The 24,795-nt window shown below is 63.4% G+C and carries 24 protein-coding genes; 14 read left to right on the forward strand and 10 right to left on the reverse strand.

Annotated features, from left to right (window positions below; translation table 11 throughout):
- Positions 1-360: 360 nt before the first annotated feature.
- From DACI_RS04375 to DACI_RS04385, 3 genes are all read left to right on the forward strand, one after another.
- Positions 361-1,101, forward strand: coding sequence for a TerC family protein (locus DACI_RS04375; protein WP_012202789.1), 741 nt, complete (start codon positions 361-363; stop codon positions 1,099-1,101).
- 135 nt (positions 1,102-1,236) lie between these two features.
- The gene (locus tag DACI_RS04380; protein ID WP_012202790.1) at positions 1,237-1,695 is read left to right on the forward strand and encodes a hypothetical protein; all 459 of its coding nucleotides are present in this window, start codon (positions 1,237-1,239) and stop codon (positions 1,693-1,695) included.
- Positions 1,696-1,847: 152 nt separating this feature from the next.
- On the forward strand, positions 1,848-2,195 hold the full coding sequence (locus DACI_RS04385) for a phage holin family protein (protein WP_012202791.1): 348 nt from the start codon (positions 1,848-1,850) through the stop codon (positions 2,193-2,195).
- On the opposite strand, the gene DACI_RS04390 is transcribed toward DACI_RS04385, so the two are convergent.
- Complete coding sequence (locus DACI_RS04390) at positions 2,169-3,794, reverse strand: M48 family metalloprotease (RefSeq protein WP_012202792.1); 1,626 nt, start codon at positions 3,792-3,794, stop codon at positions 2,169-2,171. The two genes, DACI_RS04385 and DACI_RS04390, sit on opposite strands and share 27 nt — an antisense overlap.
- Before the next feature lie 152 nt (positions 3,795-3,946).
- Between DACI_RS04390 and moaC the strand changes: the two genes are divergently transcribed.
- The 3 genes from moaC (at position 3,947) to DACI_RS30935 (ending at position 6,757) form a co-directional block, all read left to right on the forward strand.
- Positions 3,947-4,417 (forward strand): cyclic pyranopterin monophosphate synthase MoaC, encoded by a 471-nt coding sequence (gene moaC / locus DACI_RS04395; protein WP_012202793.1) that lies wholly within the window; start codon positions 3,947-3,949, stop codon positions 4,415-4,417.
- Between the two features lie 83 nt (positions 4,418-4,500).
- Entirely contained in the window at positions 4,501-4,797 is a 297-nt protein-coding gene (locus DACI_RS04400; protein ID WP_225971036.1) for a hypothetical protein, read from the forward strand.
- A 16-nt stretch (positions 4,798-4,813) separates the two neighbouring features.
- The gene (locus DACI_RS30935) at positions 4,814-6,757 is read left to right on the forward strand and encodes an O-linked N-acetylglucosamine transferase, SPINDLY family protein (protein ID WP_012202795.1); all 1,944 of its coding nucleotides are present in this window, start codon (positions 4,814-4,816) and stop codon (positions 6,755-6,757) included.
- Positions 6,758-6,962: 205 nt separating this feature from the next.
- Here the strand turns inward: DACI_RS30935 and DACI_RS04405 are convergent, their stop codons facing one another.
- The 6 genes from DACI_RS04405 to sucC form a co-directional block, all read right to left on the reverse strand.
- Positions 6,963-7,454 (reverse strand): pilin, encoded by a 492-nt coding sequence (locus tag DACI_RS04405; protein ID WP_012202796.1) that lies wholly within the window; start codon positions 7,452-7,454, stop codon positions 6,963-6,965.
- A gap of 224 nt (positions 7,455-7,678) precedes the next feature.
- Positions 7,679-8,392: an FHA domain-containing protein gene (locus tag DACI_RS04410; RefSeq protein WP_012202797.1), complete on the reverse strand. Its 714-nt coding sequence runs from the start codon at positions 8,390-8,392 to the stop codon at positions 7,679-7,681.
- 243 nt (positions 8,393-8,635) lie between these two features.
- Positions 8,636-9,418, reverse strand: a complete 783-nt coding sequence (locus DACI_RS04415) for a PP2C family protein-serine/threonine phosphatase (protein WP_043780614.1) — start codon at positions 9,416-9,418, stop codon at positions 8,636-8,638.
- A 295-nt stretch (positions 9,419-9,713) separates the two neighbouring features.
- Positions 9,714-10,406 (reverse strand): TerC family protein, encoded by a 693-nt coding sequence (locus DACI_RS04420; protein WP_012202799.1) that lies wholly within the window; start codon positions 10,404-10,406, stop codon positions 9,714-9,716.
- Between the two features lie 166 nt (positions 10,407-10,572).
- Entirely contained in the window at positions 10,573-11,466 is an 894-nt protein-coding gene (gene sucD / locus DACI_RS04425) for a succinate--CoA ligase subunit alpha (RefSeq protein WP_012202800.1), read from the reverse strand.
- A gap of 20 nt (positions 11,467-11,486) precedes the next feature.
- Positions 11,487-12,647 (reverse strand): ADP-forming succinate--CoA ligase subunit beta, encoded by a 1,161-nt coding sequence (gene sucC, locus DACI_RS04430; RefSeq protein WP_012202801.1) that lies wholly within the window; start codon positions 12,645-12,647, stop codon positions 11,487-11,489.
- Positions 12,648-13,083: 436 nt separating this feature from the next.
- Here sucC and argC point away from each other — a divergent pair, with 436 nt between their 5' ends.
- Genes argC through yddG form a run of 3 tightly spaced genes read left to right on the forward strand, consistent with a single transcriptional unit; the run spans position 13,084 to position 16,842 of the window.
- Positions 13,084-14,016, forward strand: coding sequence for an N-acetyl-gamma-glutamyl-phosphate reductase (argC, locus tag DACI_RS04435; RefSeq protein ID WP_012202802.1), 933 nt, complete (start codon positions 13,084-13,086; stop codon positions 14,014-14,016).
- On the forward strand, positions 14,013-15,899 hold the full coding sequence (locus tag DACI_RS04440) for a hypothetical protein (RefSeq protein WP_012202803.1): 1,887 nt from the start codon (positions 14,013-14,015) through the stop codon (positions 15,897-15,899). Before argC ends, DACI_RS04440 begins: the two co-directional genes overlap by 4 nt.
- Before the next feature lie 22 nt (positions 15,900-15,921).
- Positions 15,922-16,842: an aromatic amino acid DMT transporter YddG gene (yddG, locus tag DACI_RS04445; RefSeq protein WP_012202804.1), complete on the forward strand. Its 921-nt coding sequence runs from the start codon at positions 15,922-15,924 to the stop codon at positions 16,840-16,842.
- Here yddG and recX read toward each other — a convergent pair.
- The gene (recX, locus tag DACI_RS04450; protein WP_012202805.1) at positions 16,839-17,315 is read right to left on the reverse strand and encodes a recombination regulator RecX; all 477 of its coding nucleotides are present in this window, start codon (positions 17,313-17,315) and stop codon (positions 16,839-16,841) included. The two genes, yddG and recX, sit on opposite strands and share 4 nt — an antisense overlap.
- A gap of 202 nt (positions 17,316-17,517) precedes the next feature.
- A complete protein-coding gene (recA, locus tag DACI_RS04455; protein ID WP_012202806.1) occupies positions 17,518-18,621 on the reverse strand; it encodes a recombinase RecA in 1,104 nt (367 codons plus the stop codon).
- 147 nt (positions 18,622-18,768) lie between these two features.
- Between recA and DACI_RS04460 the strand changes: the two genes are divergently transcribed.
- The 3 genes from DACI_RS04460 to DACI_RS04470 all read left to right on the forward strand — a co-directional run bounded on the left by DACI_RS04460 (position 18,769) and on the right by DACI_RS04470 (position 21,640).
- Positions 18,769-19,269, forward strand: a complete 501-nt coding sequence (locus DACI_RS04460; protein WP_012202807.1) for a MarR family winged helix-turn-helix transcriptional regulator — start codon at positions 18,769-18,771, stop codon at positions 19,267-19,269.
- Between the two features lie 99 nt (positions 19,270-19,368).
- The gene (locus DACI_RS04465; RefSeq protein ID WP_012202808.1) at positions 19,369-20,043 is read left to right on the forward strand and encodes a response regulator; all 675 of its coding nucleotides are present in this window, start codon (positions 19,369-19,371) and stop codon (positions 20,041-20,043) included.
- Positions 20,044-20,137: 94 nt separating this feature from the next.
- The gene (locus tag DACI_RS04470; RefSeq protein ID WP_012202809.1) at positions 20,138-21,640 is read left to right on the forward strand and encodes a sensor histidine kinase; all 1,503 of its coding nucleotides are present in this window, start codon (positions 20,138-20,140) and stop codon (positions 21,638-21,640) included.
- Here DACI_RS04470 and DACI_RS04475 read toward each other — a convergent pair.
- Positions 21,597-22,607, reverse strand: coding sequence for a LysR substrate-binding domain-containing protein (locus DACI_RS04475; protein WP_012202810.1), 1,011 nt, complete (start codon positions 22,605-22,607; stop codon positions 21,597-21,599). The genes DACI_RS04470 and DACI_RS04475 overlap by 44 nt on opposite strands.
- A gap of 109 nt (positions 22,608-22,716) precedes the next feature.
- Between DACI_RS04475 and DACI_RS04480 the strand changes: the two genes are divergently transcribed.
- Positions 22,717-23,685 (forward strand): Bug family tripartite tricarboxylate transporter substrate binding protein, encoded by a 969-nt coding sequence (locus tag DACI_RS04480; RefSeq protein WP_012202811.1) that lies wholly within the window; start codon positions 22,717-22,719, stop codon positions 23,683-23,685.
- Positions 23,686-23,852: 167 nt separating this feature from the next.
- Positions 23,853-24,785 carry an N-formylglutamate amidohydrolase gene (locus DACI_RS04485; RefSeq protein ID WP_012202812.1) on the forward strand — a complete coding sequence of 311 codons (933 nt, stop codon included), beginning with the start codon at positions 23,853-23,855 and terminating at the stop codon, positions 24,783-24,785.
- The last annotated feature ends 10 nt before the right edge of the window (positions 24,786-24,795 follow it).

The raw sequence follows: 24,795 nt of genomic DNA on the forward strand, positions 1-24,795 counted from the left end.
TTTCCGTGGAAATGAAGGGTTTTTTCACTTGCGTGCCGCAGCGGCTTTGTGTTGCAATCCACAGGTTCGAAGGGGAGTAGCTCTCTGCCGGCGGAGGTGGTTTTTGCAAAGCCACCGTGCCGGCATCGGAATGGTCGTCAATACGAAGCGTAAGCTTCCGGCCTTCCGGGTTGCGGTGCATACCGCAGCCGAGCAAGACCTTTGATGGACCTGATGACGGTCGATCAATGTGTTCTCCCCTGAGCCAGGCATGTCCTTGCCCGGGTAGGCGCTGCGGCGTTGCATCGGTCTTTCTGTGCCGGTGGGTGTTTCTCCAGGAGGGAGGAGTTCTCGCCGGCCTTACTCAACAGCGAGGACCTTATGGACTTGGACTTTCTGACTCACGCCCCGTTCTGGGTGGCCCTGGGCCAAATCATCATCATCGACATCCTGCTGGGCGGCGACAACGCGGTCGTGATCGCGCTGGCCTGCCGCAAGCTGCCGCCCGAGCAACGCAAGAAGGGCATCATCTGGGGCACGGCGGGTGCCATCATCCTGCGCGTCATCCTGATCGCCTTCGCGATGACATTGCTGGCGCTGCCCTTCCTGAAGTTCGTCGGCGCACTGCTGCTGGTGTGGATCGGCATCAAGCTGATTGCCCCTGATGAAGACGGCCACGACAACATCCAGGGCAGCGACAAGCTGCTGGCTGCCATCAAGACCATCATTGTTGCCGACCTGGTGATGAGCGTGGACAACGTGATCGCCATCGCCGGCGCCGCCCAGAGCTCGGGCGAGCACCAGATGCTGCTGGTCGTGCTGGGCCTGTTGATCTCCATCCCCATCATCGTCTGGGGCTCGCAGCTCGTGATCAAGCTGATGGAGCGCTTCCCCATCATCATCGTGGCCGGCGGCATGCTGCTGGGCTGGATTGCCGGCGGCATGCTGGTTACCGACCCCGTCTTCGCCAATACGGAGAAGTGGGACTGGATGGTCAAGCTGCCCCAGACCGACATGCTCAAGTACGGTGCCAGCGTGTTCGGAGCCCTGCTGGTGCTGGCACTGGGCAAGTACATCGCTTCGCGCCGTCCTGCTCCCAAGGCCGGCGCCCACGGAGCCTGATCCGCTGAAAAGTTGAGGTGGGCGCCGGGTTGGCCCGATGGGCCGCCCGCGCCGATTCGCGACAATCCATGGCAAGGGCGGCCCCGGCCGCCTGCCTCTCCCACTCCCGCAAACCCAGTTCGACAAGGACTTGCTTTGAACCCCATCATCGTCTACGTGGATGACGCTTCCTACGCCCTGCCTCTGGTACAGGCCCTGGCCGCCTCGCCGCAGGCCCAGGCCTCGCACTGGCTGCTGGTGGCCTGCGCACCGCGCATTACCCACCGGGTCAGCAAATGGGTGAGCCACAGCGCGCGCGAAAGCTGGCGCGGCAAGTGGGCGGACAAGCTGTTCGCCCAATTGCTGCCGGTGTTCGGTGACAGCGCTGGCAGGATCACGCCGGTGCTGGCCAAGGGCCCGCTGGCCGAACTGGTGGCCCAGCTCCAGCAGGAGCACGGCGCGGCCCAGATCGTCGATGCACGCCGCCCCAAGCAGGAAGCCACGGCTCCCGCCGTGGCGCCTGCCGCCCCGCTGGGCCGGCGCTGGAATCTTCCGGGAACGCTGGCGGCCATCGGCGCGCTGATGGGCCTGGTGTTCGAGGAAGCGATGATCTAAAGGCTGGCATCTGCCTGGCCGCTCTGGTCAGGCGATCACTCTCAGGACGGCATCCCGGAAAACGGGATGCCGTTTTTCATGGGGTTCTCCGGTCCACGGTTTCCAGTGCGCCGCCTCAACCCGGATTTGCCGGCTGCTGCTATGCTGCCCGCATGAAAATCCTGATCAAATGGCTGCTCAGCGCCGGTGCCCTGCTGGTCGTGGCCTATCTCTATGGTGGCGTGCAGGTCAACAGCTTCAGCTCGGCCATGATCGCGGCGCTGGTCATCGGCCTGCTCAATGCGGTGCTGCGCCCCATCCTCGTGGTGCTGACGCTGCCCGTGACCATCGTGACGGTCGGGCTGTTTCTCTTCGTGGTCAACGGACTGATGTTCTGGGCAGCCTCGGGCCTGCTCAGCGGCTTTCACGTCGCGGGCTTCTGGGCGGCCATGCTGGGCGCGCTCATCTACTCGCTGCTGGGCCTGGCCATCGAATCACTTCTCGCGCGCCTGTTCCCTTAGCAGCTCCTCCACGGCACGCAGCCGCGTGTCCACGATGGAGGCTTCAATGAAATCCACCTTGGGCCCGCCCTTGCGGGCCAGGTCCTGCGCGGCCTTGAAACGGTCCACTGCCGCCGCGTAGTCGTAGTGCGCGACCTGGGCCTCGGCCTCTGCGCGCAGCGCGCGCAGCTCCTGGCCCTGGGCGCGCTGCACCTGGGCCAGCAACTGCCAGGCGCTGGCATCACGCGGGTGGTCCGTCACCCAGGTCTGCAGCGGGCCCGCCATGCTGGCGGCGCCTTGCTCGCGCAGCAGGATCTGGGTGCGCATCAGCAGCTCGGGCCGGCGCACCGCGCGGCTTTCGACCACATTGACGGTGGCCAGGCTGGGGCCGCTTTCCGTTGTCTTGGCGGGGGTGGATTCCGCGGGATTGGCCTGGGCAGGCGCAGCTGCCGGCAGGTAGAGCGGTGGCAACGCCTGCAACGCGGCGCCGGGCTTGCCGGCCGTCAGCTCCAGTTCGGCCTGCAGCAGCTTGGCCTGCCGCTGGGCGCCGGCATCTGCGGCGGTTGCCACTTGAAGCCGCCCGGACATTTCCCGCGCTTCGGCCCAATCGCGCAATTGCACGGCGCTCAGCGTGGCGGCATATAGCTGCGCCACCTGCTGGGTTTGGGTTTGGCTGCCAAAGCTGGTGGAGCGCGGCTGCACGGCCCACTGGCGCAGCACATCCACGCCGGGGCGCGACAGCACGCGGGCCCGTGCGGCCATCATCACGTGTTCCAGGGATGGTGCTGGCGCAGGCGCAACGCCACGCGGCAGGCGCGAATGCATGTCGGCCATGCGTTCCGTGGTCAGCGGATGGCTGCGCAGATAGGGCCAGCTGCCGTTGTCATTCAGGCGGTTGGCCTGCTGCAGCTTGTCGAACATGGTCACAAAGCCCTGTGGCGCGAACCCTGCCGGCGCCATCAGCCCGTAGCCCATGCGGTCGGCCTCGCGCTCCATGTCGCGCGAAAAATTCAACTGGTTCTGCACGGCCAGCGCTTGGCCACCCATCATCATGGCCATGGCGGCATCAGGGCTGCGGCTGGCAGCCAGCGCGCCCAGAATCATCGAGCCGATCATCAGCGGCGTCTGCTTGCCCTGTTGGGCAATGAGCCGCGCAATGTGCCGCTGGGTGACGTGGCTCAGCTCGTGTGCCAGCACCGATGCCAGCTCGTCGCGCGTGCTGACCACGCCGATCAGGCCCAGGTGCACCCCCAGATAGCCGCCGGGCAGCGCAAAGGCGTTGACCGATCGGTCCCGCCCCAGCAGGATTTCCCAGGCAAAGCGCTCTTCCAATTCGTCCGACAGTTCGCCGCGCGTGCGTGCCGCATCTACCAAGTGCTGCCAGATGCCTTCCACATATTCCTGCAGCACCGCATCGTCGATGTAGTCCGGATCGCGGTACAGCGAGCGGATGATGCGGTCACCCAGGCGCCGCTCGTCACTGGTCGTCGTGGCGGCGCCATCGCCCAGCGTGGGCAGGCGCAACTGGGCCTGTGCGGGAAGATGCGTTGCGATGGTGAGGGAGGCCGCCAGCAACTGCAGGCCGACGGCGATACGTGTCTTCAGGCGTGATGGGCGCATGGGCAGGTAAGAACCAAGGGGCCAGGCCCGTGCATCGGCACGGGGCGGTGAAACACCCCACTATGATGCCTCGGTTCGCCGAACGTTCACGGCAGGACTGACCAGCGTGTCAGGACTGCCGTAGACCGGCCCGTGCATTTTTTGGAGTTGCCATGTCTTCCCTTACCCATTTCGACGCCCAGGGCCAAGCCCACATGGTCGACGTCGGCGCCAAGCCCGCAACCCACCGCATCGCGGTCGCCGAAGGCCGCATCATCATGCAACCCGCCACCCTGGCCATCATCCAGAGCGGCACCGCCAAGAAGGGTGACGTACTGGGCATTGCGCGCATCGCCGGCATCATGGCTGCCAAGAAGACCAGTGACCTCATTCCTCTGTGCCATCCGCTGGCGTTGACGCGGGTGGCAGTGGAGTTTGATCTGTTGTCAGATGTATCTTCTGTTCGTTGTGTGGCTACCGTGGAAACGGTGGGGCCTACCGGGGTCGAGATGGAGGCCCTGACCGCTGTGCAGGTCGCACTGCTTACGGTCTATGACATGTGCAAGGCGGTGGACAAGGGCATGGTGATGGAGGGAATCAGGGTGCTGGAAAAGCTGGGCGGCAAGACAAATCCATCTCGATAATGATTGATGTACGTTAATACCATTGGTAAGAGCTTTCGTACTATTTCATTGCAGAATTGGCGTGGTTAAAAAGGGAGGTGAAAATGCTGAAGTTTTTTCAAACAGAGCATGTAAAAATATTTGGTAAGGAATTGGCAGGCTTGATCATGAGGGAACTTAATGCATCCCAAGCGAAAAAAGATGCCAAGTTCATGGAGAAGGCGCAAAAGACCCTAGTCAGGGCGGACAGATTGGTGCAGAAATTCAAGATGGAAAACAAGCTGAATTTCTACCAGCGCAGCCAGCTTGCCAATAGTTTTTTATGGCATCTGCGTGATGAAGATTGTCCGGAAGCGTATGCTCATCAGTTGACGGAGTGGCTGGTAATGCAGGTGCAATGATATACTTGGTTTAAAGATGAAAAAAATTCTGGAATTTTTCCTTGGGAAATCTAGGAATAAACAGATTGTTGATCTGGTTGGCTTGGATCGCATAGAGTTGTCTCGAGACTTAAAAGTGCAGGCAAACCAAGCTGTCGCGCAAGGGCGCTGGGATGAGGCCGCACAGCTATATGAAAAGGCAATTTTGGCCAACTCAGCAGACGCATCTCTGTTGGTCGGCCTGGGTTTTAGCCATCTGCAGGCTGTAAGGCCAAAGCAGGCACTGGCGACCTTGCTCCAGGCGATACGAGTTTTGCCGAATAGCCAGGATGCCTGGTTCTTGGCAGGAAAAGCACAGATTGCCCTGGGTCTGGAGGAGGATGCGGCGAAGAGTTGGCGGAGACTACTCGCAGTCAATCCGGATTTTCTTCCGGTCTATCCCGATATCTTACAGCTGCTTGTGCGTCTGGGATGTGCTCAAGAGGCTATGGAAATTGCATTGAAGGCTGCAGAGCGTGTGCCGGACTGTTTCGAATATCAATTGTACCATGCCAACCTCTTGGTCCACGCTCATCAGACAGAAGCTGCAATCCCATACTATTTACAGGCTCTCAAGATTAATCCAAATTCTGCAGATGTTCTCGCCAATCTGGGAGTTGCTTGCCGCCAAAGCGGTGATTTGGAAAGAGCGTTGAATTATTCGCGCCAAGCCATGCAGTTGAATTCCAGTGTGCCGGATTTTTTTAGTAACTATCTTTTTCTTTTGCAGTCGGCATCAGATGTCAGTGTTCAGGATAAATTTCTTGAACACAGGCGCTATGCGAAAATTTTTGAGGAACCCTATAAGAAGTTGTGGGCTTCTCACCAGAATCGACGTGATCTATCGAAGGTCTTGAGAATAGGTTATGTCTCGGGTGATTTTTGCGATCATGCCTTGCGATTCTTTATTGAGCCGGTATTGAAAAATCACAACCATGACCGCTTTGAAATCCACTGCTATTATACCAATCGTATCGATGATGAACACACGAAGAGGTTGCGGTCGTACGCAGATCGTTGGGTGGATTGCTGGAACTGGAATGATGAACAACTGTTCAGTGATATTCAGGATCAGCAGATAGATATCTTGGTGGATCTTTCTGGGCACACGGCACACAATCGCTTGCCCGTATTCGCTAGAAAGCCTGCTCCTATACAGATGACGTGGCTGGGATACCAGTCGACCACAGGCTTGACCGCGATCGATTGGCGCATCACGGACCATAGTCTGGATCCTGTGGGTATGACGGAGCGATTCAACAGTGAACGTCTTCTGAGACTACCTGCTGCTGGTGTTTTTGCGATAGATGATAATTCTCCCGTATTTCGTGAGCTCCCATGCCTCACGGGTAAGCAATTTACTTTCGGCTGCCTGCACAATCCTTCTAAAGTTACGATGGAAGCTCTGGATGCTTGGGCCGAAATTCTTTTGCGAGCACCGGCTACAGTTTTGCTGATGGGGAATTCGACATCCCTATATGCTCAAAAAGTGCGTCAGCGTATGGGGTGCAAAGGTGTTAGCTCTGATCGTCTGATATTTGTAGAGCGCTTATCCTTGCAAGGATATCTTGCGCTGCATCAACGTATCGATTTGATGCTCGATACCTTTCCCTACAATGGCGGGACCACCACTTTACATGCTATAGGTATGGGCTTGCCGACTATTGTTCTTGGCAGTGAAAGTGCCATATCCCGTGTGGGGATGTCAATAATGCAGGGGTATGGGCTGTCAGAGTTTTGCTGTCTTGATATTGAAGACTATGTGGTACGGGCTGTAGACTGGAGCCAGAGGTGTGAGGAATTGGCGAATTTGCGTAAGATATTGCCAGAAAGAGTGGCTAAGCAGAATGCAAGACTAGCGCTTGAATTTACGCAGGGGCTGGAAAAAGCTTGGCGGGATATTTGGGAAGATTGGTGCAGAACCTCTGGAGAAACGCGCTAGCTTTACTAACGAATAATCTTTTGGTGCTTGGTGCTTGGTGCTTGGTGCTTGGTGCTTGGTGCTTGGTGCTTGGTGCTTGGTGCTTGGTGCTTGGTGTTTGGTGTTTGGTGGGAGTGAATTTTCCTTGCTGATAAAAAAGGGTGATGTGAAAAATCACACCACCCTTTTCTTGAAAGCTAAAGTTTATTATGGAATTTAAATCCCATTAACGGCATTCAGCAGGTGTGTACTTGGCTTGGATGGTGCCGGCTGTGCCGACGCCAGTAGATCCAGCAGCGCGGCAATTCCAGCTGATGGAACCGCTGGTCGGAATGTTCGAGGAGGTTGAGGTTCCGCCGGAAAATGCAGTGCCGCTAGTCTTGGGGCCATCAATTGGGTTGAGAATCAGCGTGCCAGCGCCGGCGATGCCAGTTTGATAAGTGATCGTGATGTATCCTGCTGCTTGATCGATAGTTACACCAGCAACGTTATTGGTCGCGTTAGGAGGCATCCAACCGGCGTTATAGGGCTTGCCATTGGCCGCATTCTCAGCGACGGCCACTTTGGCGGCGGCAGCAAGGGAAAGACCTTCAGTAACCTTGGCGCGGGTTGTGTAGTCCTGATAAGCCGGCAGCGCAACGGCTGCCAAAATGCCGATGATCGCCACAACGATCATCAATTCGATCAAGGTAAAACCTTGCTGGATGGAACGCTTCATGAACTTCTCCTCATAGGGGGTTGATTGCATGCTCTGTAGAGCAAGAGCCGTGCCAGTCGCGCCTTGAGGCCAAGGTTCGCGCATGTGTATTGTTTGGTTGCAAATTACACGGCTGGTCGACATTCTCTGACAAATCGATCCAATTTTGCGTGACATTTTTGTCAAGGATGGTGAGCTTGCCAACGAAGCAACAGCGAACCTTGTCAGTGGATCAAGAGGGTCCTTCACGCCACCAGGAACTGCATCTGCGTACCTGCCAGTTCCACCGTGTCGCCATGCTGCAGCGGCATGGCGCGGCGGCCGATTTCCTGGCCGTTGAGCTTGAGGCTGGGGGAGTCGCCTTCCAGCTGGGCCAGCACGAAGCCGTGGTGCTTCTGGGTGATGGAGGCGACGGCCACGCCGGGCTTGCCCAGCGTGGTGACGACTTTGACCAGTGGTACTTCGCGGCCGGCGGCGTTGCCGTTGAGCATGCGGATGGCGGCCTGGCGCGTGGCCAGTCCGGCCATGGAAGGGGGCAGGGTGTGGTCGAAACCCGAGGGCGTTTCCTGGCTGAACTGCGAGGGCAGATCCGCTTCTGCCAAAGGGGCTGGGCGGGTGGCCTCGACTGCGGCGGCAATGGCGGCCAGGGCCGAGCGTGAGGACGCGCTGACCTGCTGTTGCACGAAGCGGATCTTGTACTTGCCGATGTCCAGCAGGTCGCCGTGGTTCAGGGTCTGGCGCAGTATGGGCTGGCCGTTGACATAGGTGCCGTTGGTGCTGCGCAGGTCTTCGATGATGACGGTGCCGTCGACGATGCTGAGAACGGCGTGCTCGCCGCTGACGGCGAGGTTGTCGATCACGATGTCGTTGTAGGGGCGGCGTCCCAGCGTGGTGCGCTCCTTGGCCAGCTGCACTTCCTTGATGACGGCGCCGTCGATGGAGATGACCAGGGTCGGCATGCTCAAAGTTCCTTTGTTATGCCCGGGTTGCACCATCCACTGGGCGATCCGGAGCTGGGGTGTATCCAAATATTATGTCTGCGGCCTGCGCGCGCCGAGGTCTGCCATGGTATTTGATACAGACTATGGATCGTCTTTTCCTGATTGTTGAATTTGCAATCATTTTTAACAATTGGAACCTGCGAGGGCGGTGCAGGCAAGCGCGTCCATCGGTTGGGATCTGCCGTCGATCGCTGTGTGGGCTCAATCGAGGGAGGTGCTGGCTGCAGGGGGAGGGCTGGCCTGTATCTCGATCAGTGCCGCGCTGATGTTGTCGTTTCCGCCGGCTTCATTGGCGGCGGCGAGCAGCGAGGTCAGCAAGACGGGCAGCGGGCTGGATTGGGTGAACAGGGCGGCGATGGCTTGGTCATCGAGCATGTCGGTGAGGCCGTCGGAGCACAGCAGGATGCGGTCGCCGGGTTGCAGCGGCCACTCATTGAAATCGGGCGTGACGTCCGGCGTGACGCCCAGGGCCTGGGTGAGCAGGTGGCCCAGGCCGGATTGCCGGGCTTCGTGGTCCTGGATGCGGCCTGCGTCGATTTCTTCCTGGAGCCAGGTGTGGTCCCGGGTCAGGCGCAGCAGTTGACCCTCGCGCCAGCCGTAGGCCCGCGAGTCGCCAAGGTGGGCGAGCATCAGCAGGCCTGGCAGCAGGGCTGCTGCAATGATGGTGGTGCCCATGCCGCGGCAGCCCGGTGTTTCCCGGGCAGCCGTAAGAATGGCGGCGTTGGCCAGGTTCAAGGCATTGGCCAGTGACTGCTGCAATTCCTGGCGGGCTTGCGGAGTGTTGGCTGCCGGCGCCTCGGTGGTTACGCTTTGCAGTGCCACGGATACCAGGCTGATGGCCATGGCGCTGGCGACTTCGCCGGCGTTGTAGCCGCCCATGCCATCGGCCAGCACCGCAATGGGCCAGGGCTGGGCGCTGGGGTGGATGGTGACCGCATCCTCGTTGTTGTCACGGCGCCGGCCCACATCGGTGCGCGCAACCATGGCGCAGTGTTGCGCAGGGACTGCCTGTCGGCAGGGCTGGTCCGGGGTCTTGGGTGCGCTGGGCATGGTGGCGAAGGGCGGGCGCGGCGGTGTTGCCATCAGTCCCTGTGTGCAGATGCAATGGTGAAGCCGGTGCACAGCGTAAATGAAAACAGTGCCCCCAAGTGCCAAGAATGGGCCGGCGTAGCGGCTCGTCAGCTTGACGCCACATCAAGAACGGACCCTCACAAAGCAAAAACGCACTGCCGAGGCAGTGCGTTGTGGAGGTGGCGAGGGGCCGCCGCCTGCGGCAGTATCAGGCCTGTGCCGCGTGCTTGGCGCCGGAGCGCGCCTGCAGGAGCTTGCCAATGCCGACGACCAGCACGGCACCGGCGGCAGCCGCCACGTAGTGCAGCCAGGGATGGCTGATGGCGTAGTCGTGCAGCAGGCGGTCGTTGACGATGGTTTCTCCGCCGACCCAGCCGATCAGGGCAGCGCCCAGCGTGATGATGACGGGGAAGCGCTCCATGAGCTTGATCATCAGCGTGGAGCCGAAGACCACCAGCGGGATGCTGATGGCCAGGCCCAGGATCAGCAGGACCATGTTGCCCTGCGCCGTGGCGGCCACGGCGATCACGTTGTCCAGGCTCATCACCAGGTCGGCGATCAGGATGGTGCGGATGGCGACCATCATGCTGCCGTGACCCTTGGATTCGCCTTCATCCTCTTCTTCGCCGGTCAGCAGTTGCAAGCCGATCCACAGCAGCAGGCAGCCGCCCACGATCTGCAGGAAGGACAGCTCCAGCAGCTTGGCCGCGACCACGGTCAGGATGATCCGCAGCACCACGGCGGCGCCGGAGCCGAACATGACGGCCTTCTTTTGCTGTGCGGGGGGCAGCGAGCGTGCTGCGAGGGCGATGACGACGGCGTTGTCGCCAGACAGGATGATGTTGATCCAGACGATCTTCAACAGGCCGATCCAGAAATCGGCGCTTTGCAGGTATTCCATGGTTTCTCCACTGTTATGAGTTGAAAAGCGCCAGGGCGGTGGCCTCTGGCGCTTTTTCTTTTTTGGAGTCGTCAGTGTAGGGCGGACTTGCCGCCTTACCGATTCGTAATTCTGCGTAATTTTCTCCTGGGGCGAACCCCAGGATGTCGCGCAGAACCGGTGCCGCTTAGATCAGGCCCTTGAGCAGGCGACCCATTTCGGAAGGATTGCGGGTGATGACGAAACCGCACTCTTCCATGATGGCCAGCTTGGCGTCGGCCGTGTCGGCACCGCCGGAGATCAGCGCGCCGGCGTGGCCCATGCGCTTGCCGGGAGGGGCGGTGACACCAGCGATGAAGCCGACGATCGGCTTCTTCATGTTGTCCTTGCACCAGCGGGCAGCTTCGGCTTCGTCGGGACCGCCGATTTCGCCGATCATGATGACGGCGTCGGTGTCGGGATCGTCGTTGAAGGCCTTCATCACGTCGATGTGCTTGAGACCGTTGATCGGGTCACCGCCGATGCCCACGGCCGACGACTGGCCAATGCCCAGTTCGGTCAGCTGTGCCACGGCTTCATAGGTCAGCGTGCCGGAGCGGCTGACCACGCCGATGCGGCCCTTCTTGTGGATGTGGCCGGGCATGATGCCGATCTTGATCTCGTCGGGCGTGATCAGACCGGGGCAGTTGGGGCCCAGCAGCAGGGTGCGCTTGCCGCCTGCGGCTTCCTTGGCGCGCATCTTGTTGCGCACTTCCAGCATGTCACGGACGGGGATGCCTTCGGTGATGCAGATGGCCAGGTCCAGGTCGGCTTCCACGGCTTCCCAGATCGCGGCGGCAGCGCCTGCGGGGGGAACGTAGATCACGGAGACCGTGGCGCCCGTGCCTTGCGCGGCTTCCTTGACGGAGGCGTAGATTGGCACGTCGAAGATCTTTTCGCCGGCCTTCTTGGGGTTCACACCGGCCACGAAGCAGTTCTTGCCGTTCGCGTATTCAATGCACTTTTCAGTGTGGAACTGGCCCGTCTTGCCCGTGATGCCTTGGGTGATGACCTTGGTGTCTTTGTTGATGTAGATCGACATGGTGTTTTCTCCGGGCCTGCTTACTTGACGGCTTCGACGATCTTGGTGGCCGCTTCGGCCATCGTGTCGGCGCTGATGATGGGCAGGCCGGACTCGGCCAGCATCTTCTTGCCCAGTTCTTCGTTCGTGCCCTTCATGCGCACGACCAGGGGCACTTGCAGGTTCACGGCCTTGCAGGCAGTGATCACGCCGGTGGCGATGGTGTCGCACTTCATGATGCCGCCGAAGATGTTGACCAGAATGCCTTCGACCTTGGGGTTCTTGAGCATGATCTTGAAGGCTTCGGTGACCTTCTCGGGGGTGGCACCGCCGCCCACGTCCAGGAAGTTGGCCGGCTCGCCGCCGAACAGCTTGATGGTGTCCATGGTGGCCATGGCCAGACCTGCACCGTTGACCAGGCAGCCGATGTTGCCGTCCAGCGAGATGTAGGCCAGATCGAACTTGGAGGCTTCGACTTCAGCGGGATCTTCTTCGTCCAGGTCGCGCAGTGCCACGATTTCGGGCAGGCGGAACAGGGCGTTGGCGTCGAAGTTGAACTTCGCGTCCAGGGCAACCACGTTGCCCTTGCTGTCACGGTTCAGCGGGTTGATCTCGACCAGCGAGGCATCCGTGTCCATGTAGCACTTGTAGAGCTTCTGGCAGATGTCGATGAACTGGGCGGTGGAGTCGGCAGGCATGCCGATGCCCTTGGCCAGTTCTTCGCCCTGGGCCTGGGTCAGGCCGACCAGGGGGTCAACGAAGATGGTGATGATCTTCTCGGGAGTGGAGTGGGCCACTTCCTCGATGTCCATGCCGCCTTCGCTGGAAGCGATGAAGGCCACCTTCTGCGTGCCGCGATCGGTCACGCACGACAGGTAGTATTCCTTCTGGATGTCGGCGCCGTCTTCGATGTACAGGCGGCGGACCTTCTGGCCTTCGGGGCCGGTCTGGTGCGTGACCAGCTGCATGCCCAGGATCTGGCCAGCCAGTGCCTTGACGTCGTCAATGCTCTTGGCAACCTTCACGCCGCCGCCCTTGCCGCGACCACCAGCGTGGATCTGGGCCTTCACGACCCACACGGGGCCGCCGAGCTTCTGGGCGGCCTCGACGGCCTCTTGCACTGTGAACGCAGGGATACCGCGAGGTACAGGCACACCAAACTGACGCAAGATGTCCTTGCCTTGGTATTCATGAATCTTCATGATGTCTCTCTCAAACAAATAGGGGGGGATTGACCCGGTAGCCCTGGGGTGCTGCCTCAAGGCGGAGTGACCTGGCAATCGCCGAATGTACCATGCTGCACTGCGCCATCCGACACGCCCCCATGCGCAGAATCCACAATTTCCTGCGGGCCAAGCAGCATGCCAGGAAGTGTGCAATGCATTGATATGTCAGGGAAAAGACGGTTTCCCGACATTTCTTTCAGGCGCCACAGCTCTTTTGTCTTATAGAGGATCTGCAGACGGCGCTGCCCGCTGTTTGTAACAGGCGCATGTCAGCGCGCCCTTGATCGCCACCGCCAACCGTTTTGCGACAACGGGCGCAGGGGGACCCGGTTTCGGTGAGAATCCGCAGCTGGAACGCGGCAATGGTGCCGCAGCGGCTCCAGGAGGGCCGCGCAGCAGGAGAAATACAGCGATGGCAAAAGTCTTTATCGATGGCGAAGCAGGCACGACAGGGCTGCAGATCCGTGAGCGTCTGGTCGATCTGTCCGGCGTGGAGCTGGTCAGCATTGCCCCCGAGCTGCGAAAGGATCCTGCCGCCAAGCGTGCGCTGATCGCCGGCGTGGACTTGGTCATCCTGTGCCTGCATGACGATGCCGCGCGCGAGACCGTGGCCATGGTCGATTCCATCGAGGCCGAGACCGGCCGCACCATCAAGATCATCGATGCATCCACGGCCCACCGTGTGGCGCCCGACTGGGTGTATGGCTTTCCGGAGCTGCGTGCCGGCCAGCTTGAGGCGGTCAGGACTGCCAAGCGCGTGTCCAACCCCGGCTGCTATGCGACGGGAGCCATCGCGCTGCTGCACCCGCTGGTTGCCGCGGGCCTCATCCCTGCCGACCACGGCCTGAGCCTGCCCTCGGTGTCCGGCTATTCGGGCGGCGGCCGCAGCATGATCGAAGCCTATGAGGCCGGCACGGCCGCGCCTTACGAGGCCTACGCGCTGGGCCTGACGCACAAGCACATTCCCGAGATCCTGCAATACACCGGCCTGACGCGCCGCCCGGTGTTCATTCCCGCCGTGGGCAATTTCCGCCAGGGCATGCTGGTGCAGTTGCCGCTGCATCTGGACCTGCTGCCGGGCGCGCCCAAGGCGGCCGACCTGCACGATGCGCTGGCCTCCCACTACGCGGCCACCAACACGCCGGAGCAATGGGTGTCGGTGCTGCCGCCGACCGAGGACATGAAGCTGGCCGCCGACACGCTGACGGACACCAACAAGCTGGAGCTGCGCGTGTTCGCCAATGAGCAGTACCGCCAGGCCGTGCTGATCGCCCGTCTGGACAACCTGGGCAAGGGCGCCAGCGGCGCCGCCGTGCAGAACCTGCAGATCATGCTGGGCCTGTGAGCCCGGCCACGCCACCGTCCGCGTCCCTGCCTAGCCGGCGCAGTCCGGTCTGGGGCCATGTCCTGGCCCTGGCCGTGCTGTGCCTGCTGGTCGTTGTATTTGCCTGGAAGCTGCGGCCTGCATTGCCGTCTTCATCGCGCCTGCTGCTGAGTCCGCTGCTGGGCAATATGGAGGCCTGTCTGGTGCAGGACGGGCTGCGCGAGGACTTCCCCAAGGAATTTCAGCAGATACCCGCCAGTTGCCTGGGTCCGCAGGGCTCGGCCGCAGAAATGGTGAAAGCCACGCTGCAGCGCCTGGGCCGGCCCCAGGGCGAACTGGACCTGGGCTATACGCTCAGCGTGCCGCTGCTGCGCTATGTGCAGTGGAATGGCCAGGCCTGGGAAGTCCGGGGCGAGGCGCTGGACCGCGTGGTGCGCACGGTGGCGCAGGCGCACCGGCCCGTGGTGCTGTATCTGTTCGCCACGCATTTCGAGGTGCATTCCAAGGCCGAGGAGCGCCTGGCCGCCGATCCCGCCAATCTTGCGTGGACACCCAAGGGGCCGCTGCCGCTGGACAGCTATCTGGGCGCGCGCATCTTCCCGTGGTCGGTCGCGCGGCAGGACAACGAAGTCACGCGCGTGCGCAAACTGGTCGTCGATGCCCTGGCCGAGCGCATGTGCGCCGCAGGCGATGCCGCCATGCACCAGCTGCGCGCCCTCACCGTGTTGGGCGAGACGCACCAGCTGTTCCCGGGGTTCGAGGCCGGCATGGGGTTCGCGGCCGAAGGCTATGCGGTCACCGACTACAGTCCGGCCTCCGTGGCGGGTTTCCATGCATTCCTGCGCCAGCGCTATGGCGACATCGCGCGGCTCAATGCCCACCTGAAGTCCGGCTTTGCCAGCTTCGACGCGGTCGAGCCGCCGTCGCGCAACATCCGCAGCGAGCCGCTGCAGAACTTCTTCCAGCACATCGACAGCTATGCAGCCGGCACCGTGCCCGTGTCCGGCTGGGTCCACTCGCCCGATGCGAAGCTGCAAAAGCAGCTGGCCGTGGCCGTCTTCGTGGACGGGCGCCCTTACTCGCATGCCCCCGTGCACATGCACCGTCAGGACGTGGCACAGGCCAAGCCCGGGTTCCTCACGCCCGATGTGGGCTGGCGTGCCGACATCCGCTATCCGGCGCTGGGCGAGGGCCTGCACCGCATCGACGTGGTGCTGCAGACCGGTGGACGCAGCCTGGGCCTGCTGGCCACGCGCCAGATCGCCGTGATGGACCGCAACCAGGGCGAGCCCAGGCCCCATGCCGCCGAGGCCTTGCCCGACTTCGGCAAGCTGCCGGACGGCGTGGAATTCTGGGTGGACAGCCCGCAGGACCGGCTGGCGCTGTTCTACAACCCGCTGGTCACGGACTGGAACGATTTCCGCGAGCAGCAGGTGGCCGACTACATCCAGGGCTTTTCCGAGCACATCGGCCACGGCTGCCTGGGCCGGGTTCCTCGCTTTGCCCACCAGCTCAACCCCCATGCGAATCCGAGCTGGGATGCCAACCGCTATGCCGTGGAGCGCAGCCTGCAGCGCATGCCGGGGCTGTCCCTGGGTGTCAGCCTGTACGGCGAAGATACCTACGGCCCGCTGGTCGGCCAGATGCTGCGCCGCTATGGCCACACGGCCTATGGCGTGACGGAGTTCCATCCGCTGGTGGCCCTGTCGCCGCAGCGGCTGGAGAAAGTGCTGACCATGCACCGCCGCCAGGGTGCGCGCTTCCTGTCCTTCTTCATGGAAGCCCGGCCCGAGGATGCGACGGGCACGCAGTCCAGCAACGAGTTCTCGTTCGATGCGGACAACACCGCGCATGGCTCGGATGCGCTGTACCACTCGCTGCGCCAGTTGCTGCAGCCGCACTGAGCTGCCGCGCGCAGCCATCGACGTGTCTTCCCTGCAGAACAACTCCCCCGTGGCCGCCGGCCGGGCCACCGCCATCGGACTGCTGGCCGTGGTGTGCTGGAGCTGCACCGTGGGCCTGATGCGCTCGGTGGCCGAGCCGCTGGGCGCCGTGGGCGGCGCCGCCATGCTCTACACGGTCAGCGCCCTGTGCGTGGCCGCCGTGCGCGGCCTGCCCAGGCCCTCGCAGTGGCGGGCCATGCATCCGGCCTACTTCTGGGGCTGCGGCCTGCTGTTTGCGGTCTACGAGATCTGCCTGTCGCTGGCGATTGGCCTGGCGCAGGACCGCGCCCAGGCACTGGAGCTGGGGCTGATCAATTACCTGTGGCCCAGCCTGACCATCGTTTTGGCCGTGCTGCTGCGCCAGCAGCATGCGCGCTGGTGGCTGTGGCCCGGCGTGCTGCTGTGCCTGTGGGGGCTGACGCGCGTGCTGGGCGGCGACTCCCTGCAACTGCGGGGCATGGCGGACCACATGCTGTCCAACCCGCTGGCGTATGGACTGGCTTTTGGCGCGGCCCTGCTGTGGCCCTGCTATTCGCTGGCTGCGCGGCGCTGGGGCGGTGGCCACAATGCCGTGGGCCTTTTCCTGATATGGACCGCGCTGGCGTTGTGGATCAAATGGCTGTGGCTGGGCGGTGAAGGCGGCATGCAGTGGTCGGGCACCGTGGTGCTTCAATTGCTGGCCGTGGGCGGGCTCACCGCCCTGGGCTACAGCTGCTGGGAGCACGGCATACAGCACGGGCACTTGGCCGTGATGGCTGCAGCGTCGTACTTCACGCCCGTATTCTCGGCGCTGCTGGCCAGTGCCTGGCTGCAGGTGCAGCCAGGCTGGGGCTTCTGGCAGGGCGTGGTGCTGGTGACCGTGGGGTCGCTGGTGTGCTGGGGTGCGACCCGGCGCGCAGACTAGCCTTCGTCCTCTGCTCCTGCGTCCCAGTCTTCGCTGCGCCCCCGCAGCACCTTGCTCGCAATTTCTCCACCAAAACCGCGCGCAGCCAGAAAGCGCATCTGCTTGAGTCGTTCCTGCGGTGTGGTCGGTGGTGAGCCGAAGCGCTGGCGCCATACGGCAAGGGCGCGCTGCAGTTCGGTGGCACGCAGTTGCTCTGCGGCGGCGCGCACCAGGCCGTCGTCCAGTCCCTTGTTGCGCAACTCCTGCACCACGCGTGCCGTGCCAAAGCGTGCGGCCTTTTGGTGCAGCACGGACTCGGCCACGCGCTGGGCACTGATGAAGCCGCGCTGCTCCAGCGCGTCGAGCATGGCGCCCAGGTCTTCGCCTTCCTCCACATGGGGGGCGAGCTTGCGTTCCAGCTCCAGCCGTGAATGTTCGCGCTGGCCCAGCAGCTTGAGCGCCCGGCCCTTGAGCGACAGCTTGGCGAATCCCATGCGGCAATGTCTCCTGAATCGTCCCGAATAAAAAAGGCCCCCACGCTCCCCTTGCTGCGCAAGGTCCGCTGCCCCCCAAGGGGGCCGCTTTTTTGCCTTGGGGCGTCCCGGCGATAAAAAAGGCGCAGACGTGAGCCTGCGCCAAGATGGCAAACACAGTGTGTGCAGGCGCGGCAGCGCCTGCAGTGAGGGGTCAGGCCGCTCAGGCTTCGATCACGCCGTCCTTGTCGGCCTTGGCCTTGCCCGCCTTGGCGGCCTTGGCTTCGGGGGCATCGCCACCGGCCGTGGGCAGCAGGGCGATGCCCAGGCTGTCGCGCACCTTGTTCTCGATCTCCACGGCCAGGCCGCTGTTCTCGCGCAGGAATTCGCGGGCGTTGTCGCGGCCCTGGCCGATCTTCTCGCCGTTGTAGGCATACCAGGCGCCCGACTTGTCGAGGATCTTGGCGTTGACGCCCATGTCCAGGATTTCACCTTCGCGCGAGATGCCCTCGCCGAAGAGGATGTCGAACTCGGCGGTCTTGAACGGAGGCGAGACCTTGTTCTTGACGACCTTGACCTTGGTCTCGTTGCCGATGGCCTCGTCGCCCTTCTTGATGGTGCCGGTGCGGCGGATGTCCAGGCGGACCGAGGCGTAGAACTTCAGCGCATTGCCGCCCGTGGTGGTTTCGGGGCTGCCGAACATCACGCCGATCTTCATGCGGATCTGGTTGATGAAGATGACCATGCAGTTGGTCTTCTTGATGGTGGCTGTCAGCTTGCGCAGCGCCTGGCTCATCAGGCGGGCCTGCAGGCCGGGCAGCTGGTCGCCCATCTCGCCTTCGATTTCGGCCCGGGGTGTGAGGGCGGCCACCGAGTCCACGACGATCATGTCCACGGCGCCCGAGCGCACCAGGCTGTCCACGATTTCCAGGGCCTGCTCGCCGGTATCGGGCTGGCTGATCAGCACTTCGTTGAGGTTCACGCCCAGCTTCTGGGCGTAGCTGGTGTCCAGTGCGTGCTCGGCGTCGATGAAGGCGCAGGTGCCGCCCTGCTTTTGCATTTCGGCGATGACCTGCAGCGTCAGCGTGGTCTTGCCCGAGGATTCAGGGCCGTAGATCTCGATCACGCGGCCACGGGGCAGGCCGCCCACGCCCAGGGCGATGTCCAGGCCCAGCGAGCCGGTGGAGACGACCTGGATGTCCTGGATGGCTTCGCCTTCACCCAGGCGCATGATCGTGCCCTTGCCGAACTGCTTTTCGATCTGGGCGAGTGCGGCCTGCAGGGCCTTGGCTTTTTCACTGTTGGCGGTGGTGACGGCGGTGTTCATGCGGACTCCTGGGTTGGCTGGGGTTTCAGCTCTGTATTTGCATTCAGGCTGGATGCTTGAACAGTAGTTTATGGGCTTGTTGGTTTGTTTTGTTGGTGTTTTTAGTCAGTTTTCCTGACTTGTTGGATTTGCCTCCACAATGCATCCATGAGTGAGTTTTCCCCCGTCACGCCGCCCGCCGATGCCTGGCGCCAGACCCACCTGGGCCGCCTGCTCGGCCATGCCATGCGGCGGTTCGACGCGCGTGTGCTGCAGCTCATGGCGCGCGATGTGGAGGTGCCGCTGGCGCTGTCCAATCTTGCGGCGCGCGACAAGGTGGGTGCGGCCCACATCCACATCACGCGGCATCTGTCGCTGGCTGGCGACAGGCTCACCGACCTGGCCGAGCGCGCTGGCATGACCAAGCAGTCCATGGGCGACCTGGTGGCCCAGTGCGAGGCCTGGGGCCTGGTCACGCGCGAAAGCGACGAGCGCGATGCGCGCGCACGCCGAATCCGCTTCACGCCTGCGGGCCTGGCTTGGCTGCAAGCTTTCCATGACGCCGTGTCCCAGGCCGAGGCCGAGTTCCGCGAGGAAGTCGGCGACGACATCGCCACCGTGGTGGCGCTGGGGCTGGAGGCCTATGCGGGCGGCGGCTCACTCGGGTAAGGTCCCTGCCCGTGGGGCGGGGCGCATCCTAGAATCCTGGGAATCAAAGGCGCGCATTTCCAACATCCAGAGCGCGTCTGTATTTCAGGAGACAACCCCATGCGCATTCTGATTGCCGAAGACGACCAGGTCCTGGCCGATGGTCTGCTGCGCAGCCTGCGCGGCTCGGGCGCCGTGGTCAGTCATGTGGCCAACGGCAGCGAGGCCGATACCGCGCTGATGACCAGCAGCGAGTTCGACCTGCTCATCCTGGACCTGGGCCTGCCCAAGATGCACGGGCTCGAAGTGCTCAAGAAGCTGCGCGGCCGGGGCGATGCGCTGCCGGTGCTCATCCTCACGGCGGCCGACAGCGTGGAAGAGCGCGTGCAGGGGCTGGACTACGGCGCCGACGACTACATGGCCAAGCCGTTTGCGCTGTCCGAGCTGGAGGCGCGTGTGCGCGCGCTCACGCGGCGCGGCATGGGTGGCGCCAGCAGCACCATCAAGCACGGCCCCCTGGTCTACGACCAGGCCGGCCGCGTGGCCACCATCGACGGCAAGATGGTCGAGCTGTCGGCGCGCGAGCTGGGCCTGCTGGAAGTGCTGCTGCAGCGTGCGGGCCGGCTGGTCAGCAAGGACCAGTTGGTCGAGCGCCTGTGCGAATGGGGCGACGAGGTCAGCAACAATGCCATCGAGGTCTATATCCACCGCCTGCGCAAGAAGATAGAGCGCGGCCCCATCCGCATCGCCACCGTGCGCGGCCTGGGCTACTGCCTTGAGAAGATCGCTTCCTGAGGCCGCTGCCCTGGCTGTCAGGCCCGGGTTGGCTTGCCTGCGCATAGTGGCGGATGCCACGGGGCCGTGAACCCGTCGTGAGGGCTGCCCGCCGATGAAAATCTTCCAGCGTGAACAGCGCTCACTGTTCGGCGAGATCCTTGACTGGATGCTCACGCCGCTGCTGCTGCTGTGGCCCGTGAGCCTGGCGCTGACCTGGCTGGTGGCCCAGGGCCTGGCCAACAAGCCGTTCGATCGCGCGCTGGAGTACAACGCCCAGGCGCTGGCGCAGCTGGTGATGGTGCAGCAGGGCAAGGTGCTGTTCAACCTGCCGCAATCGGCCAGCGAGATCCTGCGCGCCGACGAGTCGGACACCGTGTATTTCCAGGTGCTGGGCGTCAAGGGCGAGTACCTGGCCGGCGAGCGCGATCTGCCGCTGCCGCCCGAGTCCGACGATCCGCCATCCGGCGATCTGTCGCCCGGCGTTGCGCCGACCGGCGGGGCCGTGCAGCTGCGCGATGCGGAGTTTCGCGGCATTGACCTGCGCGTGGCCCATGTCTGGGTGCGCATGCCCCTGCCCGACGAGCCCCAGGCCCTGGTCCAGGTGGCCGAGACGCGCGAAAAGCGCAGCGTGCTGGCCACGGAAATCATCAAGGGCGTGATGCTGCCGCAGTTCGTCATCCTGCCCCTGGCCGCCTTGCTGGTGTGGCTGGCGCTGGCGCGCGGCATCAAGCCGCTGCACCGGCTGGAGGAGCGCATCCGCGCGCGCCGGCCCGAGGACCTCTCGCCCATCAACCACAAGGACGTGCCGCTGGAAGTCGTGCCGCTGGTGGACTCCGTCAACGACCTGCTGGGCCGGCTCGGTGATTCGCTGGCCACGCAAAAGCGCTTTCTGGCCGACGCGGCCCACCAGCTCAAGACACCGCTGGCCGGGCTGCGCATGCAGGCCGAACTGGCCCAGCGCGAGGGCGTGAGCACGGAGGAGTTGCGGCAGTCACTGGCCCAGATCGCGCGCTCCAGCATCCGCGCCACGCACACGGTGAACCAGTTGCTGGCGCTGGCGCGCGCCGAGAGCGCCGGCGTGGGCCGCGGCCTGGCCATGCAGCCCTGCAACTTGGTGCGCATCGTCACCGACGTGGTGCGCGACTGCCTGCCGCGCGCCATGGACAAGCATGTGGACCTGGGATACGACGGCGCCGAGTCATCGGCCACCGGCGTCTGGCTGCAGGGCAATGCCACGCTGCTGACGGAGCTGGTGCGCAACCTCGTGGACAACGCCATCAACTACACGCCTTCCAGCAGCAGCCGGCCCGGCATGGTCACGGTGCGCGTGCTGGCCGATCCCTTCGGCCAGGTTTTGTTGCTGCAGGTGGAGGATTCGGGGCCCGGCGTGCCCGAGGCCGAGCGCGAGCTGGTGTTCCAGCCGTTCTACCGCGTGCTGGGCTCGGAGGCCGATGGCTCGGGCCTGGGCCTGCCCATCGTGCTGGAGATCGCGCGCCAGCATGGCGCCCAGGTGGTGCTGGAAGATGCGCATCCTGGCCAGCAGCCGCCGGGTGCGCGTTTCAGCGTGCGCTTCAAGGCGCTGCGCTCGCCGCCGTCGCCCAAGCCTGCGGCGTAGGTGGCGGGGCTTCCCCGGCTGCCGCAGATTCCCCGGGAGCCACAGGCGCCACCGCGATCCGTCCCGGCGTCTGCGCGGCATGGTCCACCAGCCAGTTGCGGAAGATGCCCAGGGTGCCGTGGTTGGCACGGTCGGCCGGGTAGCACAGCCAGTATCCCAGGGCGCTCTGGTAGCCGTGCTGGGGCAGGGGCTCGTTCACCAGGCCGGCCGCGATCTCGTCGTGCACCAGGCAGCGCGGCACCAGGGCGATGCCCATGCCGGCCATGACGGCGCGGATGATGGTCTGGAACTGGTCGAACTGCGGGCCCGCGAGGGGGCTGATGCCGTTGACGCCATGGGCCTCGCTCCAGCGCGCCCAGGCATCGGGAATGGTCACATGGCGCAGCCGGGTGCAGCGCGCCACGTCCTGGGGGGTGGTGATGCGCGCCTCGGGGCCCGCGCCGCGCGGCGGTGCGATCAGCGCCACCTGGCGGCCCACCAGATAGTGGGCATGCGCGCCATTCCAGTGCCCGTCGCCAAACAAAATTGCGCAGTCCAGCCCCGGACTGTCAAATTGGTAGCTGTGTACGTAGGGTACAAAGTGCAGCGTGATCTGTGGATAGCGCTGCTGAAACTGGGGCAGCCTGGGGATCAGCCACTTGGCCGCGAAAGTCGGCAGCGATGACAGGTGCAGCGCGCCTCGGCTGTCATCGCTGGTGATGAGTTCGAGGGTGGCTGCCTCCAGCTGGCCCAGCAGGGCGCGCACTGCGCGCTCATAGCGCTCGCCCGCGGGCGTCAGCCTCAAGCGCTTGCGCTCGCGTTCGAACAGCGGCACGCCCACCCATTTCTCCAGCTCCTGGATCTGCTTGCTGACTGCGCTTTGCGTCAGGTGCAAGGCTTCGGCCGCGCGCGAGACGCCCCCGAAGCGCACCACGGTGGAGAAAGCGCGCAGCAGATGCGTGGGCGGGTTGAGGCGGCGCAAACTCATGACAGGGATATGATGAAAGTATTCCTGTTTGGAATATTAACAGGCACAGTATTTGCTTTTTTTGTGAGCAGATTTCTTTTAATCTGAACTTGTTTGTAAGAAAGATCCTATGCAACGACGTCATTTCCTTGCTTCCATCGCCGCTTCTTCTGTCGTTCCTGGAATGTCCTTCGCCCAGGACACCTCCCGTCCCCTGCGCATCGTCGTTCCGTTCCCTGCTGGTGGCTCCACCGACATGGTCCCGCGCAACATGCAGGACGTGCTGCCCAAGCTGCTGGGCGGCCAGGCCGTGGTGATCGAGAACAAGGCCGGCGCTGGCGGCTCCATCGGCATGGCCGAAGTGGCGCGTGCCACCGACGGCGTGACCTTCGGCATCGCCACGCTGTCCACGCACGGCGTGAACCCCGCCGTGTTCAAGAAGCTGCCCTACGACGCCATCAACGATTTCGTCGGCGTGACCGAGATCGTCAAGGCGCCTGGCGTGATCGTGATCAACCCCAAGCTGGTGCCCGCCAACAACTTCGCCGAGTTCGTGAAGTACCTGAAGGCCAACCCCGGCAAGGTCAGCTTCGCAACACCCGGCAACGGCACCATCGGCCACATGTGGGGCGCCCAGTTCATGAAGAGCACGGGCACCGAGATGCAGCACATTCCCTACCGCGGTGCAGGCCCGGCCATCAACGACGTGCTCGGCGGCCAGGTTCCCGTGTACTTCGACCAGGTGGCTTCCTCGCTGCCCCACATCAAGGGCGGCAAGGTCAAGGCCCTGGCCGTGTCCTGGCATGAGCGCCTGGACGTGCTGCCCGACGTGCAGACCTACGCCGAAGCCGGCCATGCCGACCTGAACGATCCCTCCTGGTTCGGCCTGGTGGCCCCCAAGAGCACGCCGCCCGAGCAGATCGCCCGCGTGCAAAAGGCCATCGCGGCCGCGCTCAAGGACCCGGCCGTGCAAAAGCGCATGGCGGCCCAGGGCCTGTACATCTCCGGCACCAGCAGCGACGCTTTCACCAAGCAGATCGCCAGCGAAGTCGCCAAGATGAAGAAGATTGCCGCCACGGCCCAGATCCAGCTGGATTAAGGCTCCCCCTGAGGCGCTTCGCGCCTTCCCCCTCTCTCGCTTCGCGGGAGGGGGACCACGCCCTCGCTGCGGGACGGCCCTTGCTGGGCGTGCCTGATATGAGGCTGCGCCCTGTTCATGGAGTGCGCCCGGCGAGTGGCGTCTGCACAACCGAGTAGACACATCTCATGCATCCCGTCCTGCGACTGATCAGTCAGAACTTCCTGCAATCCCTGCCCGGCGCGGCAGGCTCCGGCGCGGCCGATGCCGCGCCGCCCATGGTCACCAGCGTTGCCGGCGCCAGTGCCGTGGTGCTGGACTCGCCGCACAGCGGCACGGTCTACCCGGCGGACTTCGGCTCCTGCCTGCCGCTGGCCACGCTGCGCCAGGCCGAGGACACGCATGTGGAGAAGATCTACGCCTTTGCGCCGGGCCTGGGCGTGAGCTGGGTGGAGGCGCATTTCCCGCGCATCTACCTGGATGCCAACCGCGACACCACCGAGATCGACACCACCATGATCGAGGGCGAGTGGCCGCTGCCCGTCACCACCGACCAGGTCGTGCTGCAGAAGGTGCGCCTGGGCAAGGGCCTGATCTGGAAGTTCACCGATGAGGGCGTGCCCATCTATGACCGCCAACTGCCCGCCGCTGAACTGCTGCAGCGCATCGAGCGCTGCTGGAAGCCCTACCACACCGCCGTGGAGCGTGCCATCGACGGCGCCCATGCGCGCCATGGCTACAGCATCCATATCAACTGCCACTCCATGCCTTCCGTCGCAGCCAGCCACGCCACGCTGCACCCGGGCCTGGTCCATGCCGACTTCGTCATCGGCGACCGCGACGGCAGCACGGCCAGCCCGGCGCTGTCCGAGCGCATCTGCGCCTTCCTGCGCAAGCGCGGCTACAGCGTGGACTACAACCATCCCTACAAGGGCGTGGAGCTGGTGCGCCGCTACGGCAAGCCCGCCGAGCACCGCCACAGCATCCAGATCGAGATCAACCGCAAGCTCTACATGAACGAGCAGACCCTGGATCTCGACCAGGCCGGCTACCTGCGCCTGACCACCGACCTGAAGGTGCTGGTGGAGCAGCTGATGGCCACCGATCCGCGTACGCTCTGAAGCCCCTGCG

The organism is Delftia acidovorans SPH-1 (genome assembly GCF_000018665.1).
Lineage (GTDB): Bacteria > Pseudomonadota > Gammaproteobacteria > Burkholderiales > Burkholderiaceae_C > Comamonas > Comamonas acidovorans.